Here is a 14,458-nt window from a genome sequence, read left to right on the forward strand (position 1 = left end):
CCACGCTTGGAGCATGCTTGGCCGACGGCAGTTTCTTGCGCTGGGCGCCGTAAGCGTCGCGGGAGTGGCCGCCGCCTGCTCGCGGTCCCACGCGCCGTCGGGCCCGGCCGCCCCTGACCTCACGCTGGCCGCCGGTGAGACCGACATCGACCTCGCCGGGGCGACCCTGCGGACCTGGGCATACGGGAATCGGGTACCCGCTCAGGAGATTCGCGTGCGCAAGGGTCAGCGGATCCGCGCGAAACTGACCAATACGCTGCCGCAGGGCGTCACGGTGCACTGGCACGGAATTGCCATCGTCAACGACATGGACGGGGTGCCGCCGCTGACGCAGGCCGAGGTCGCGAAGGGGCAGACGTTCCTCTACGACTTCGTCGTGCCGGACGCCGGAACATATTGGTTCCATTCACATGTCGGCACTCAACTCGACCGTGGGATGTACGGGCCGTTGATCGTCGAAGACCCGGATGAGAAGGCCGACTACGATGGCGAACTCGTTGTGGTGCTGGACGATTGGATCGACGGCACCGGCACCAACCCCGACGAGGTGTTCACGAACCTGCGCAAGACCGGCATGAAGCCGATGGCACCGGGCGGCCCGGGCGTGACGCCGACGAGCCCGCTCGGATCGGACGGCGGCGACGTCACCTACCCGTACTTCATCATCAACGGCCGCGCCCCGCAGGATCCGCAGGTCGTGGATTTCCGTACAGGTCAACGGATCCGACTGCGAGTGATCAACGCGGGCTCGGACACCGCGTTCCGGGTCGCGGTGCCCGACACGACGATGCGGGTGATCCAAGCCGACGGCTACCCCGTGGTGCCGGTGCAGGCGACCTCGGTGATCCTCGGCATGGGCGAGCGGGTGGACGCGATCATCACCGTCAACGAGTCGCTGCCGGTGATCGCCGTGCCGGAAGGCAAGGAGGGCTACGCCCGGCTGAACATGCGGGTCAACCGCGCGCCGGCCGAGGTGAACGTCGACGCGTTCGTCGCGGCCGTCCGCGCCCAGGCACCGCTGGACACCGCGACGCTGTCACCCGCACCGGAGGTCACGCTGCCCGCTAAGGAACCCGACCAGGTCATCGACGCCCGCTTGGCCGGGCCGGTCGACGGCTACAACTGGCCGATCAACGGCAAGCTGTACGACCCGCCGCGCGACGGGGTCGCGGTGAAACCCAATCAGCGCGTTCGGATCCGCTACATCAATGCGTCGATGATGTTCCACCCGTTCCACCTACACGGCCACACGTTCCAGGTGATGAAGGGCGCCACCCCGAAGGCCCGAAAGGACACCGTGCTGGTGCCACCCCTCCAGACCGTCGACGTCGACTTCGACACGAATAACCCCGGCAAGTGGATCACCCACTGCCACAACACCTATCACCTCGAGGCGGGTATGGCGTTCTTCCTCGAGTACGCGGGCTGAACTTCTCTCGCGAGCAGACACGTACGCCTCCCGACACGCCGCAAAAAAGGTCAGTTTGCGTCTGCTCGCGTAGGAAAGGTGCGAGCGCAGCGTTACTTGAGCAGTGCGCGGGACATCACCACGCGCTGAATCTGATTGGTGCCCTCGTAGATCTGGGTGATCTTGGCGTCGCGCATGAACCGCTCGACGGGGAAGTCCACGGTGTAGCCGTAGCCGCCGAACAGCTGCACGGCGTTGGTGGTGACCTCCATCGCCACATCGGAGGCGAAGCACTTCGACGCCGAGGAGATGAAGCCGAGATCGGGCTCGCCGCGCTCGGCACGCGCCGCCGCGGTGTAGACCATCAGGCGGGCCGCCTCGACCTTCATCGCCATGTCGGCGAGCATGAACTGCACCGCCTGGAAGTCGGCGATGCGTTGCCGGAACTGCTTGCGCTCCTTGGTGTATGCGATCGACGCTTCCAGCGCGCCCTGGGCGATACCGACGGCCTGCGCACCGATGGTCGGGCGGGTGTGATCCAGCGTGGCCAGCGCGGTCTTGAAGCCGGTGCCCTCGTCACCGATGATCCGATCGCCCGGGATACGGCAGTCCTCGAAGTACAACTCGGTGGTCGGCGAGCCCTTGATGCCCATCTTGCGTTCCTTGGCGCCGACTTTGAACCCCGGATCGTCCTTGTGCACGATGAACGCCGAGATGCCGTTGGCGCCCTTGTCCGGATCGGTCACCGCCATGACGGTGTACCAGGTGGAGTGCCCGCCGTTGGAGATCCAGCACTTCGCGCCGTTGAGCACCCAGTCGTCGCCGTCGCGGCGGGCGCGGGTGCGCATTGCTGCCGCGTCGCTGCCCGCCTCACGCTCAGACAGCGCATACGACGCCACCGCTTCGCCCGCGGCGATGCTCGGCAACACCTGCTTCTTGAGTTCCTCGGAGCCGCGCAGCAGCAGCCCCATGGTGCCCAGCTTGTTGCACACCGGAATCAGCGACGACGACGCGCACACCCGCGCGACCTCCTCGATGACGATGCACGCCGCCACCGAGTCCCCACCCTGGCCGCCGTACTCCTCCGGGATGTGGATCGCGGCCATCCCCGAGGCCGTCAGCGCCGCCAGCGCCTCATCGGTGTAACGGGCCTTCTCGTCGACGTCCGCGGCGTACGGGGCGATCTCCTTATCGCACAGGTCGCGCATCACCGCGCGCAGCTCGCTGTGCTCGTCAGACAGCTTGAATGCGTCGAATGACGGGTTTCCGATGGCCATGCCAACTCCTTGCTACTCGCCGGTAACTTTACGCTTCGGCGTTACCGATCCGATCGGCAGATCTACTGCCCGAGCAACCGTTCACGCAGTGCCGCGTCCTTCTCCAGCACCATGTCGGCCAGCCCACTTTGGAAATTCTCGACCCTCTTGCGCAGCGCGACGTCCGACGACCCGAGGATTCGCACGGCCAGCAGGCCGGCGTTGCGCGCACCGCCTATCGACACCGTCGCCACCGGCACACCCGCGGGCATCTGCACGATCGACAACAACGAGTCCAGGCCGTCGAGCTTGGCCAGCGGCACCGGCACGCCGATCACGGGCAGCGGAGTCGCCGACGCCACCATGCCGGGCAGATGCGCGGCCCCGCCGGCGCCGGCGATGATCACCTCGATACCGCGCGCCGCCGCTCCCTTGGCGTACTCGAGCATGCGGTCCGGCGTGCGATGCGCCGACACGACCCCGACCTCGAACGGCACATCGAACTCGGCGAGCGCGTGCGCTGCGTCCTCCATCACCGACCAGTCGCTGTCACTGCCCATGATCACGCCGACGCGCGGCTTCGGCGAATCAGTCATGCGAGCTCCATCCGTCCGTCCATTCGGCGTGCGACAACCAGTGTGCGGCCCGCACCGCGCGTTCCCGAACCTCCGCGACGTAGTCGGCGTCATCCGGTGAGCCGCCCGGCGCGCCGAGCACGTTGACGTGGCCGATCTTGCGGCCGGGCCGTTCGCCCTTGCCGTACAGCTGCACCTTGGCCTCGGGCATCCTGCCGAACAGATGATGCAGCCGCTCGTCCATGCTCATCTTCGGAATCTCTTGCGCACCAAGCACATTCGCCATGACGGTGACGGGCGCGATAGGCGCCGTGTCTCCCAGCGGATAGTCGAGCACCGCACGCAGGTGCTGCTCGAACTGACTGGTGCGCGCACCGTCGATCGTCCAGTGGCCCGAATTGTGCGGCCGCATCGCCAGCTCGTTGACCATCAGACCGCCGTCGACGGTTTCGAACAGTTCGACCGCCAGGACCCCGACCACACCGAGTTCGTCGGCCAGCCGCAACGCCAACCCCGCTGCGGCGCCGGCAAGGTCGTCATCCAGATCGGGAGCCGGCGCGAAGACCTCCACACAGATGCCGTCGCGCTGCACGGTCTCCACCACCGGCCACGCCGCGCCCTGGCCGAACGGCGACCGCGCCACCAACGCGGCCAGTTCGCGGCGCATCGCCACCTTCTCCTCGATGAGGACCTCGACACCGGCGGCCAGATACTCAGCGGCCACCTCGCGGGCATGGGCGATGTCGCGCGCCAGCGTCACGCCGCGTCCGTCATAGCCACCGCGCACGGCCTTCACCACCAGCGCCGCATCAGAGCCCGCCGCGAAGTCGTCCACGTCAGACGCGGCCGTCACCTCCGCGAAGCGCGGCACCGGCGCCCCGAGGGCCTCCAGTCGGCGCCGCATCACCAGCTTGTCCTGGGCGTGGATCAGCGCCGACGGCGGCGGCGCGACGTTAACGCCTTCGGCGATCAACTTCTCGAGCATCTCGGTCGGCACGTGTTCGTGGTCGAACGTGAGCACGTCCGCGCCGTCCGCCGCGCGTCGCAGTGCGTCGAGATCGTCGTGCGATCCGATCACCACATCCGGGGTCACCTGCGCCGCCGGATCCTGCGGTGTGACGGCCAGCACACGCAGCGTCTGGCCAAGCGCGATCGCGGCCTGCTGGGTCATCCTGGCCAGCTGTCCGCCGCCGATCATGGTCACCACGGGGGGCGAGGTCGAGTTGCGTGGCACGTGCCTATGTTGTCATGCGATCAGCCCCGCGTTTACCGACGGTGACCTGCTGGGGTACGCGTGAGGTGGCCATTTTCCGTACACTGCCCTGTTGTGTCCTTCACCGATGCCACGATCGCGCGCCTACCGCGCCCGATCCGGCCGTACTTCGAACGGCACCACGAGCTGATCAAGTTCGCGATCGTCGGCGCCACCACCTTCGTCATCGACTCAGCGGTCTTCTTCACGCTGAAGCTCACGGTGCTGGAGCCCAAGCCTGTGACGGCGAAAATCATCGCCGGTGTGGTCGCGGTGATCGCGTCCTACATCCTCAACCGCGAATGGAGCTTCCGCGACCGCGGCGGGCGGGAACGCCACCACGAAGCGTTGATGTTCTTCGCGTTCAGCGGCGTCGGCGTGCTGCTCTCGATGGCCCCGCTGTGGTTCTCGAGCTATGTGCTGATGCTGCGTGTCCCCGAGGTCAGCCTGATGGTCGAGAACATCGCCGACTTCATCGCCGCGTACATCGTCGGCAACCTGCTGCAGATGGCGTTCCGCTTCTGGGCGTTCCGGCGCTGGGTGTTCCCCGACGAGTTCGGCCGCAACCCGGACAAGGCGCTGGAGGCCACGCTCACCGACGGCGGCATCGCCGAGACGATGGAAGATGTGCGCGACGCGGCGCTGCACCGCATCGACGCCGAGGGAAACGTGACGCCGCTACGCAGGCCGGCCCGGCGCACGCGGCTCGATCAGCTCGGCGACTCCTCAGAGCCCAGGGTGTCGAAGACTTCGTGATACAGCAGCGAGTGGACCTGTTCCACTTGCGGGATATCCATGAACTCCAGCGGATCATGCGACGCTGACTCGACGATCAGCGTGCCGGTGCGCAGTATGCGATCGACTACGCCGTGGCGGAACTCGACGCTGTTGATCCGCGCGAGTGGGATGTCGATACCCGAACGGGTCAGCAGACCGTGCCGGAACATCACCCGCCGGTCGGTGATGACGAAATGCGTTGTCCACCAATTGAGGAACGGCCACAACGTCAGCCAGCCGACGATGACGAGCCAAACCACGCCGATGACGATCATCACAACGTTGCGCGCCGTTTGATCCCAGTTGGTGGTATTGACGTAGCCGGCGCCGAACGCCGCAATCGCGGTGACCACCAACAGGATCAGGATCGGACCGATCAGGCGCTTCCAGTGCGGGTGGCGGTGCAGTACCACGTGCTCGCCCGCGGCCAGCACTTTTTCCGGGTATCCCATGGTGATGAACCCTATGGCGTGTCAGCCGTCCGCGGGTCGCAAGTGGACGATGTCGCCTGCGGCGACCGTCGTGGTCCGCCCGTCGGTGTCGATCGACAGTCGGCCCTGGTCGTCGACGTCGCGCGCGATCCCGATGACCTCCTGATCGCCGGGCAGGATCGCGCGTACCGGCATCCCGAGGGTCAGGCTGCGGGCGCGGTAGTCGGCGATCAGTTCGGGGTCGACGCCACCGGAGCGCTGCCATGCGTCGACGCGACGGCCCAACTGGCTCAACAACTCGACCACCAGCCGTTGGCGATCCGGGGCGGCCACCCCGAGGTCGGTGAGAGAGGTGACGCCGGCGACGCCCACTTCGTCACCGGTCAGCGAGATGTTCAGTCCGATGCCGACGACGACCACCCGCTGCTCCGCGGCCACCTCGGCGAGAATGCCTGCGAGCTTGCCGTCACCCACCAGCACGTCGTTGGGCCACTTCAGGCCGGCGTCCACGCCGAGTGGACGGACGGTGTCGACGATGGCCACGCCGGTGGCCAGCGGGAGCCAGCCCCAGGCGTCGGTGGGCACCCCGGCGGTGTCGATGGCCACCGACATCGTGATCTGCGCATACTTGGCGGCCGACCAGCTGCGGCCCTGCCTGCCCCGGCCGGCAGTCTGGTGCTCGGCGATCAGAACGGCACCGCCGATCGGGGCCCCGCTGTTGGCCCGCGCTATCAGGTCGGAGTTGGTGGATCCGGTTTCGTCGACCACCTCCACGGATCGCCATACCGGGCCGCCGAGGACGTCGGCGCGTAAGGCGGCCTCGTCGAGCGGAGCGCGCACTACCGTCATCGCTCAAACCCTAGGTGACACCGCTCGCCGCTGCTTAAGGAGATATTAAGGACGCGCCGTCGGCGCCGCCGCGGCCGTTGGCTAGCATCGACCCTCATGACGAGCGTTAGCGATCAGTCGGTCGAGCCCTCTGGCGAGCACGAAATCGACATCCACACCACGGCGGGCAAGCTGGCCGATCTGCGTAGGCGTCTCGAGGAGACGCTGCATCCGGTCGGTGAGGCTGCGGTCGAGAAGACGCACGCCAAGGGCAAGCTGACCGCCCGGGAACGCATCCTCGCGCTGCTGGACGAGGGCTCGTTCGTCGAACTCGACGCGCTGGCCCGGCACCGCAGCACCAACTTCGGCCTGGCCGACAAGCGCCCGTTCGGCGACGGCGTGGTCACCGGGTACGGCACCATCGACGGCCGCGAGGTCTGCATCTTCAGCCAGGATGCGACGGTCTTCGGCGGCAGCCTCGGCGAGGTGTACGGCGAGAAGATCGTCAAGGTCCAGGAACTCGCGATCAAGACCGGCCGGCCGCTGATCGGCATCAACGACGGTGCAGGCGCCCGTATTCAAGAGGGTGTCGTCTCACTCGGCTTGTACAGCAACATCTTCCACAACAACATCCTGGCCTCCGGCGTGATCCCGCAGATCTCGCTGATCATGGGTGCCGCGGCGGGTGGGCACGTCTACTCCCCCGCGCTCACCGACTTCGTGATCATGGTCGACCAGACCAGCCAGATGTTCATCACCGGACCGGACGTCATCAAGACGGTCACGGGTGAGGACGTCACGATGGAGGAGCTCGGCGGCGCGCACACCCACATGGCCAAGTCGGGCACCGCGCACTACGTGGCCACCGGCGAGCAGGACGCGTTCGACTACGTCCGCGAACTGCTGTCGTACCTCCCGAGCAACAACTACTCCGACCCGCCGCGCTATCCCGCAGTGGTTCCCGAGGGCGCGATCGAGGACAACCTCACCGACGAGGATCTCGAGCTGGACACGTTGATCCCCGATTCGCCGAACCAGCCGTACGACATGCACGAGGTGATCACGCGCATCCTCGACGACGACGAATTCCTCGAGGTGCAGCAGGGTTACGCGCAGAACATCGTCGTCGGCTTCGGCCGGATCGAGGGCCGTCCGGTGGGCATCGTGGCCAACCAGCCGACCCAGTTCGCCGGCTGCCTGGACATCAACGCCTCTGAGAAGGCGGCGCGCTTCATCCGCACCTGCGACTGCTTCAACGTGCCGATCGTGATGCTGGTCGACGTTCCGGGCTTCCTGCCGGGCACCGACCAGGAATACAACGGCATCATCCGGCGCGGGGCCAAGCTGCTCTACGCGTACGGCGAGGCGACGGTCGCCAAGATCACCGTCATCACCCGCAAGGCGTACGGCGGTGCGTACTGCGTCATGGGGTCCAAGGAGATGGGCGCCGACGTGAACGTGGCCTGGCCCAGCGCTCAGATCGCCGTGATGGGCGCCGCGGGCGCGGTCGGCTTCGTCTACCGGCAGCAGCTCAACGAGGCCGCCAAGAAGGGCGAGGACGTCGGCGCGCTGCGGCTGCAGTTGCAGCAGGACTACGAGGACACCCTCGTCAATCCGTACGTCGCGGCGGAACGGGGCTACGTAGACGCGGTGATTCCGCCGTCGCACACCCGCGGCTATGTGGCGACCGCGCTGCGGCTGCTGGAACGGAAGGTGACGCAGGTGCCGCCGAAGAAGCACGGGAACATTCCACTGTGAGCGGGGCGAACGATTCAGCACCTGTGAGCGGGGCGAACGATTTAGCACCTGTGAGCGGGGTTGAGGCGGTGGCAGCAGGCGGGGATGAGGCCGTGACGGATCCGCGTGCGCACGAGCCGCACATCCAGGTCGTCAAGGGCAATCCGACCGACGAGGAGCTCGCGGCGGTGATCGCCGTGCTCGCCGCCGCGTCGAGCGCCCCGACCGAGCCGCGTGAGCAGGAAGAGAACCTGTGGGGCCACCCGGTGGACCGGCTGCGCTATTCGGTCTTCAGCTGGCAACGGGTGACGCTGTTGGAACGGACCCACATGCGTCATCGATGACGCGCTTTGTCCTCGCATCGGCATCACCTGGCCGCCGTAAAGTGTTGCGCCAGGCTGGAATTGATCCACTAGTCATCGTGTCCGGTGTCGACGAGGACGCCGTGATGGCGACCCTGGATCCGTCGGCCACGCCGACCGAGGTCACCACTGCCCTTGCGTTAGCCAAGGCCGAAGCCGTCGTCAGCCTTCTCGATGCCGCGGTCGCCGCGGATTGCGTTGTCATCGGCTGTGATTCGATGCTGTACCGCGACGGTCAACTGCGCGGCAAGCCGGCCACCGCCGACGACGCCCGACTGGCGTGGCAGGAGATGGCGGGCACGTCCGGTGAGCTCTACACCGGGCACAGCGTGATTCGCTTGCAAGACAACGACATAACGTGGCGCGCCGCCGACGCCACCGTCACCACGGTGACGTTCGGACATCCCTCGTCCGCTGATCTCGATGCCTATGTCCGCAGTGGCGAGCCAATGGCAGTGGCGGGTGGATTCACCCTCGACGGCCTGGGTGGTTGGTTCGTCGACGCTGTCGACGGCGATCCGTCGTCGGTGATCGGCATCGGCCTGCCGCTGATCCGGCGACTGCTCGACGCGAAAGGCATGTCGGTCGCCGACCTCTGGTCCGCGAATCCGGTCACCTAGTCCGCGCCGAGCGTGCGCCCACGGCGAAGCACGGCCGGGTTTCTCGCGGTGAGCGCACATTCGGCGCCCGACACGACTCGCGGAACGCGGCTTGTACTGGCTGAGTAGGCTCCCTGTTGTGCCGCTGCCACCCGATCCCTCCCCCACCCTGGCCGAATACGCCCATCCGGAACGCCTGGTCACCCCCGATTGGTTGTCGGGCAACCTGGGCCGTCCTGGTTTGGCCATCGTCGAATCCGACGAGGACGTGCTGCTCTACGACACCGGCCACATCCCGGGCGCCGTGAAGATCGATTGGCACGTCGACCTCAACGATCCCCACGTCCGCGACTACATCACCGGCGAACAGTTCGCCGAGCTGATGAACCGCAAGGGCATCGCCCGCGACGACACTGTCGTCATCTACGGCGACAAGAGCAACTGGTGGGCGGCCTACGCGCTGTGGGTGTTCACCCTGTTCGGACACCCCGACGTGCGGCTGCTCGACGGCGGACGCGACCTCTGGATCAACGACGGCCGCGACACCACCCTCGAGGTACCGACGAAGACCTCGACCGGCTACCCCGTCGTCGAACGCAATGACGCGCCGATCCGCGCGTTCAAGGAGGACGTCCTCGACATCCTCGGCAAGCAGCCCCTGATCGACGTCCGCTCACCACAGGAGTACACCGGCGAGCGCACCCACATGCCCGATTACCCCGAGGAGGGCGCGCTGCGCGGCGGGCACATCCCGACCGCGAGGTCGATCCCGTGGGGCAAGGCGGCCAAGGACAACGGCCAGTTCCGCACCCGCGCTGAACTCGAGGAGCTGTACGGCTTCCTGAGCCCCGACGACAAGACCGTCGTCTACTGCCGCATCGGCGAGCGCAGCAGCCACACCTGGTTCGTGCTGACACATCTGCTCGGCCGGGAGGGTGTGCGCAACTACGACGGCTCCTGGACCGAATGGGGCAACGCCGTGCGGGTGCCTGTCGCCGTTGGAGAAGAGCCCGGCGAAGCACCGTGAGCATGCCCGCCGCCCTCGCCGAGGTGGTCTCCGAGTTCAAGGAGATGCAGGGGCAGGACAAGCTGGCTCTGCTGCTGGAGTTCGCCGGCGAGCTGCCTCCCCTGCCCGCGGATCTCGAAGAGGCGGCGATGGAACCGGTCCCGGAATGCCAGTCGCCGCTGTTTCTTCACGTCGACGCCGGCGACCGCGACCACGTCCGGCTGTACTTCAGCGCACCCGCGGAAGCGCCGACCACGCGGGGTTTCGCCGCCATCCTCGCGGCGGGGCTCGACGATCAACCGGCCGACGACATCCTGGCGGTGCCCGACGACTTCTACAGCGATCTCGGGCTCGCCGCCTTGATCAGCCCGCTGCGGCTGCGCGGCATGTCAGCGATGCTGGCGCGCATCAAGCGGCATCTGCGCTGAGATCGGCGCCACACTGTGAACCGGTTAGGGGCACCGCGTCATCAGCAGCCCAGCGGAGTCTCTTAAACTGCCTCCGATACATTCTTAAAGACGTTTCTTAAAAAATAATGCCGTCAGGAGGCGCAGTGGCCAGTCACGCCAGCTCAAAGATCTCCAAGGTGCTTGTCGCCAATCGCGGGGAGATCGCGGTCAGGGTGATTCGGGCCGCCAAGGACGCCGGGCTTGCAAGCGTGGCCGTGTACGCGGAGCCGGACGCCGACGCGCCTCACGTACGGCTGGCCGATGAGGCCTTCGCGCTCGGCGGGCAGACGTCGGCCGAGTCCTACCTCGTCTTCGAGAAGATCCTGGAAGCCGCCGAGAAGTCTGGAGCCAACGCGATCCACCCCGGCTACGGATTCCTCTCGGAGAACGCCGATTTCGCCCAAGCGGTGATCGACGCCGGGCTGATCTGGATCGGCCCCAGCCCGCAGTCGATCCGCGACCTCGGCGACAAGGTCACCGCGCGCCACATCGCCGCGCGCGCCGAGGCTCCGCTGGTGCCAGGCACCCCCGACCCGGTCAAGGACGCCAACGAGGTCGTCGCCTTCGCCAAGGAGTACGGCGTGCCCGTCGCGATCAAGGCGGCGTTCGGCGGTGGCGGCCGCGGCATGAAGGTCGCCCGCACCATCGAGGAGATCCCCGAGCTGTTCGAGTCGGCCACCCGCGAGGCGGTCGCCGCATTCGGCCGCGGCGAGTGCTTCGTCGAGCGCTACCTGGACAAGCCCCGCCACGTGGAGGCGCAGGTCATCGCCGATAAGCACGGCAACGTCGTCGTCGCAGGCACCCGCGACTGCTCGCTGCAGCGCCGCTTCCAGAAGCTGGTCGAGGAGGCGCCCGCACCGTTCCTGACCGACGCGCAGCGCAAGGAGATCCACGAGTCCGCCAAGCGCATCTGCAAGGAGGCCGGCTACTACGGCGCCGGCACCGTCGAATACCTCGTCGGCCAGGATGGGCTGATCTCCTTCCTCGAGGTCAACACCCGCCTTCAGGTCGAGCACCCGGTCACCGAGGAGACCGCTGGCATCGACCTGGTGCTGCAGCAGTTCAAGATCGCCAATGGCGAGCCCCTCGACATCACCGAGGATCCGACCCCGCGCGGCCACTCCTTCGAGTTCCGCATCAACGGCGAGGACGCCGGCCGCGGCTTCCTTCCCGCCCCCGGCCCGGTCACCAAGTTCGTCGCACCCACGGGCCCTGGCGTGCGGATGGACTCCGGCGTGGAGAGCGGCTCGGTCATCGGCGGCCAGTTCGACTCAATGCTGGCCAAGCTGATCGTCAGCGGTGCCACCCGTGAAGAGGCGCTGGCCCGGTCGCGGCGTGCGCTGTCCGAGTTCGTCGTCGAAGGCCTGGCCACGGTCATCCCGTTCCACCGCGCGGTGGTCTCCGACCCGGCCTTCATCGGTGACGGCGAGAAGTTCGACGTGCACACCCGATGGATCGAGACCGAGTGGGAGAACACCGTCGAGCCGTTCACCGGCGGTGACCCGATCGAAGAGGAAGACACCATCCCGCGGCAGTCCGTCGTGGTCGAGGTCGGCGGACGACGCCTCGAGGTGTCGCTGCCCGGCGATCTCGCATTGGGTGGTGGCGGTGCGGCCCCGGCCGGCGCCGGCATCGTGCGCAAGAAGCCCAAGCCCCGCAAGCGCGGTTCGCACGGTGGTGCGGCGGCATCGGGTGACGCCGTCACTGCGCCGATGCAGGGCACCGTCGTCAAGGTCGCCGTCGAAGAAGGACAGGAAGTCTCCGCAGGCGACCTGATCGTGGTCCTCGAGGCGATGAAGATGGAGAACCCCGTCACGGCGCACAAGGACGGCACGGTCACCGGTCTCGCAGTCGAGTCGGGTGCGGCCGTCACTCAGGGCACGGTGCTGGCCGAAATCAAGTGATTTGTGTGCGTTGAGGATCGCTCAGCGCTCCCGAACGCACACAAATCGCCGTCAGTCGACCGTCACGAGACTGTTGCGCTGCAGCGGCGTGCCGAAGTATTCGGCATCGGAGTCGACGACGACGGTCTTCGTGTCGTCGCCTTGCCGGGCCAGTGACTCGTTCGCCATCTGCTCGAACGAAATCTTCTCGGGCCCACCGATATTCACGATGCCGTTGAGCGGCCGTGAGACGGCGGCGAGCGCGACCTCGGAGGCGACGCGGTCAGCCGCGATGGGCTGGATCAGCGCGTCGGGGACGCGCACCTCGTCGCCGACCGTCAACGATCCGGTGATGGCGTCGGTGAACTCGGCGAACTGCGTCGCACGCACGATCGTGTACGGCAGGCCGGACTCGATGAGCAACTTCTCCTGGGCCACCTTGGCGCGCATGTAGCCGCTGTGCGGCAGACCATCCACCCCGACGATCGACAGCACAACGTAGTGGCCGACGGCCCCGTTCTTCGCGGCGGCAACGATATTCGTGGTCGCCGTGGTGAAGAAGTCCAATACGGGGCCGTCCTCGAACGACGGGGAATTCGTGACGTCGACGAGCGCGTTGGCGGCCGTCAGCGCCTCACCGAGCCCCTCACCGGTGAGTACGTCGACACCTGTACTGCGGGCTGCGGCGACCACTTCGTGTCCGTCGGCCGCCAACAGCCCGACTACCTTGGTGCCGATCAGCCCACTGGCACCGATCACTGTGATCTTCATACGGCATGCCTACCATCGAGGGTATGGAGCCCGTGGAGATTAATGCAGGTGCCTGGTATCTGCGCGCACCGCGGGACGACGAACTGATCAACGACCGACCCGCACTCGCCTCGATGGGTGAGGCCGACCCCGACTACATCGCGCGCTGCACCGCGCAATGGGCGACCGATACCGGCTATACGTGGGCCGTCTGTGAACCGACCACCGGCGAGATGCTCGCCGAGGTGCGGGTCGACCCGCAGGCCGCCACGTTGACCACCAGGGCGCGCGAGGGCCACGACGATGCCGCGGAGATCGCCGAGCAATCCGTTCGTCGCTTCGCGTCGGCGATGCTCGGGCTGACGATTACCTGACGTCGATGTCGCGGCCGGTCGCCAGGTCGGCGCACTCCACCTCGATGACGTCGCTGCGCGCGGCAAGGAAGCGTCGGGCGCCCTCGTCACCGTGCAGGCCGTCGAGCAACTCGGCCCAATACTGATGAGCCACGACAACGGGGTGTCCGGGAACGCCGTCGTACACCGCCCTGGCCAGTCCCGAGGACGATGACTGCGCGGCAGCCAGCACCCGCCTCACCACGTCGGCCCCGACATCGGGAGTGTCGACGGTGTGCAGCACCGCGAAGTCGGCGTCGGCCACCGACAGACCCGCGCGCAACGAGGCGGATAACCCGTCTGACCAGTCGCTTGCGACGACGGCACGCGCGGGCGCGGGCACGTCGACGATCGCGGCGCCCAACACCACGATCACGTCATCACAGCCGCCGTCGTGCAGCACAGCGACCGCGGATGTCAGCCACTCACCCTGCGCGGCAAGCACTTTCGGCATACCGAACCGCCTACCCGCACCGGCGGCGAGCAACACCCCAGCCGTCTTCGGTGACATGTCATCAGTGTGGTGCCGGCGGGCGGGCGATACAAGCGTTACCAGCGCTTTGACCTGCAGTTGAGTCATTCCGATTGTTAGTGGGAGCCGCAGGGCGTAGGGTTCGATACAGGTTGAGGTAACAGCCGGCTGCAAACGTCATCGACGTGCAGGGCGGATAGCACCTCCTGCGGCGAGGCTTTCAATAGCGCAGGGCCAAATTTTTGACGTGAGCCACAGTACGAATCACGTATTCACTGATG

At 66.9% G+C, this 14,458-nt stretch carries 16 protein-coding genes; 9 read left to right on the plus strand and 7 right to left on the minus strand.

Annotation, left to right across the window (positions count from 1 at the left end; genetic code table 11):
* Window positions 1–13 precede the first annotated feature (13 nt).
* Window positions 14–1,429, plus strand: coding sequence for a multicopper oxidase family protein (locus G6N43_RS25410; protein ID WP_083154337.1), 1,416 nt, complete (start codon window positions 14–16; stop codon window positions 1,427–1,429).
* Window positions 1,430–1,521: 92 nt separating this feature from the next.
* Here G6N43_RS25410 and G6N43_RS25415 read toward each other — a convergent pair whose 3' ends face one another.
* The 3 genes from G6N43_RS25415 to G6N43_RS25425 all read right to left on the minus strand — a co-directional run bounded on the left by G6N43_RS25415 (window position 1,522) and on the right by G6N43_RS25425 (window position 4,437).
* Window positions 1,522–2,685, minus strand: a complete 1,164-nt coding sequence (locus G6N43_RS25415; protein WP_083154339.1) for an acyl-CoA dehydrogenase — start codon at window positions 2,683–2,685, stop codon at window positions 1,522–1,524.
* Between the two features lie 62 nt (window positions 2,686–2,747).
* Window positions 2,748–3,260, minus strand: coding sequence for a 5-(carboxyamino)imidazole ribonucleotide mutase (purE, locus tag G6N43_RS25420; protein ID WP_083154341.1), 513 nt, complete (start codon window positions 3,258–3,260; stop codon window positions 2,748–2,750).
* Window positions 3,253–4,437: a 5-(carboxyamino)imidazole ribonucleotide synthase gene (locus G6N43_RS25425; protein WP_234810169.1), complete on the minus strand. Its 1,185-nt coding sequence runs from the start codon at window positions 4,435–4,437 to the stop codon at window positions 3,253–3,255. The genes purE and G6N43_RS25425 overlap by 8 nt, the downstream gene beginning before the upstream one ends.
* 129 nt (window positions 4,438–4,566) lie before the next feature.
* Here G6N43_RS25425 and G6N43_RS25430 point away from each other — a divergent pair, with 129 nt between their 5' ends.
* Window positions 4,567–5,247 (plus strand): GtrA family protein, encoded by a 681-nt coding sequence (locus G6N43_RS25430; protein WP_083154345.1) that lies wholly within the window; start codon window positions 4,567–4,569, stop codon window positions 5,245–5,247.
* Here the strand turns inward: G6N43_RS25430 and G6N43_RS25435 are convergent.
* Window positions 5,202–5,720, minus strand: a complete 519-nt coding sequence (locus G6N43_RS25435; protein ID WP_083154347.1) for a PH domain-containing protein — start codon at window positions 5,718–5,720, stop codon at window positions 5,202–5,204. The genes G6N43_RS25430 and G6N43_RS25435 overlap by 46 nt on opposite strands.
* Before the next feature lie 21 nt (window positions 5,721–5,741).
* Window positions 5,742–6,548 carry a biotin--[acetyl-CoA-carboxylase] ligase gene (locus G6N43_RS25440; protein WP_083154349.1) on the minus strand — a complete coding sequence of 269 codons (807 nt, stop codon included), beginning with the start codon at window positions 6,546–6,548 and terminating at the stop codon, window positions 5,742–5,744.
* A 96-nt stretch (window positions 6,549–6,644) separates the two neighbouring features.
* On the opposite strand from G6N43_RS25440, the gene G6N43_RS25445 reads away from it, so the two are divergent.
* The 6 genes from G6N43_RS25445 to G6N43_RS25470 all read left to right on the plus strand — a co-directional run bounded on the left by G6N43_RS25445 (window position 6,645) and on the right by G6N43_RS25470 (window position 12,584).
* The gene (locus tag G6N43_RS25445; protein WP_083154351.1) at window positions 6,645–8,285 is read left to right on the plus strand and encodes an acyl-CoA carboxylase subunit beta; all 1,641 of its coding nucleotides are present in this window, start codon (window positions 6,645–6,647) and stop codon (window positions 8,283–8,285) included.
* A gap of 50 nt (window positions 8,286–8,335) precedes the next feature.
* A complete protein-coding gene (locus G6N43_RS25450) occupies window positions 8,336–8,608 on the plus strand; it encodes an acyl-CoA carboxylase subunit epsilon (RefSeq protein WP_407664834.1) in 273 nt (90 codons plus the stop codon).
* Window positions 8,605–9,246 (plus strand): Maf family protein, encoded by a 642-nt coding sequence (locus G6N43_RS25455; RefSeq protein ID WP_083154355.1) that lies wholly within the window; start codon window positions 8,605–8,607, stop codon window positions 9,244–9,246. Before G6N43_RS25450 ends, G6N43_RS25455 begins: the two co-directional genes overlap by 4 nt.
* Window positions 9,247–9,364: 118 nt before the next feature.
* Window positions 9,365–10,252 carry a sulfurtransferase gene (locus tag G6N43_RS25460; protein WP_083154356.1) on the plus strand — a complete coding sequence of 296 codons (888 nt, stop codon included), beginning with the start codon at window positions 9,365–9,367 and terminating at the stop codon, window positions 10,250–10,252.
* Window positions 10,253–10,254: 2 nt separating this feature from the next.
* Window positions 10,255–10,659 carry a SufE family protein gene (locus tag G6N43_RS25465; RefSeq protein WP_179967920.1) on the plus strand — a complete coding sequence of 135 codons (405 nt, stop codon included), beginning with the start codon at window positions 10,255–10,257 and terminating at the stop codon, window positions 10,657–10,659.
* A gap of 125 nt (window positions 10,660–10,784) precedes the next feature.
* The gene (locus G6N43_RS25470; RefSeq protein WP_083154360.1) at window positions 10,785–12,584 is read left to right on the plus strand and encodes an acetyl/propionyl/methylcrotonyl-CoA carboxylase subunit alpha; all 1,800 of its coding nucleotides are present in this window, start codon (window positions 10,785–10,787) and stop codon (window positions 12,582–12,584) included.
* Between the two features lie 51 nt (window positions 12,585–12,635).
* Here the strand turns inward: G6N43_RS25470 and G6N43_RS25475 are convergent, their stop codons facing one another.
* Entirely contained in the window at window positions 12,636–13,334 is a 699-nt protein-coding gene (locus G6N43_RS25475; protein WP_083154362.1) for an SDR family oxidoreductase, read from the minus strand.
* Window positions 13,335–13,357: 23 nt separating this feature from the next.
* Between G6N43_RS25475 and G6N43_RS25480 the strand changes: the two genes are divergently transcribed.
* Complete coding sequence (locus tag G6N43_RS25480; protein WP_083154364.1) at window positions 13,358–13,687, plus strand: hypothetical protein; 330 nt, start codon at window positions 13,358–13,360, stop codon at window positions 13,685–13,687.
* On the opposite strand, the gene G6N43_RS25485 is transcribed toward G6N43_RS25480, so the two are convergent.
* Entirely contained in the window at window positions 13,680–14,216 is a 537-nt protein-coding gene (locus G6N43_RS25485; protein WP_083154447.1) for a nucleotidyltransferase family protein, read from the minus strand. The two genes, G6N43_RS25480 and G6N43_RS25485, sit on opposite strands and share 8 nt — an antisense overlap.
* Window positions 14,217–14,458 lie beyond the last annotated feature (242 nt).

The organism is Mycolicibacterium moriokaense (assembly GCF_010726085.1).
GTDB classification, from domain to species: Bacteria; Actinomycetota; Actinomycetes; order Mycobacteriales; family Mycobacteriaceae; genus Mycobacterium; species Mycobacterium moriokaense.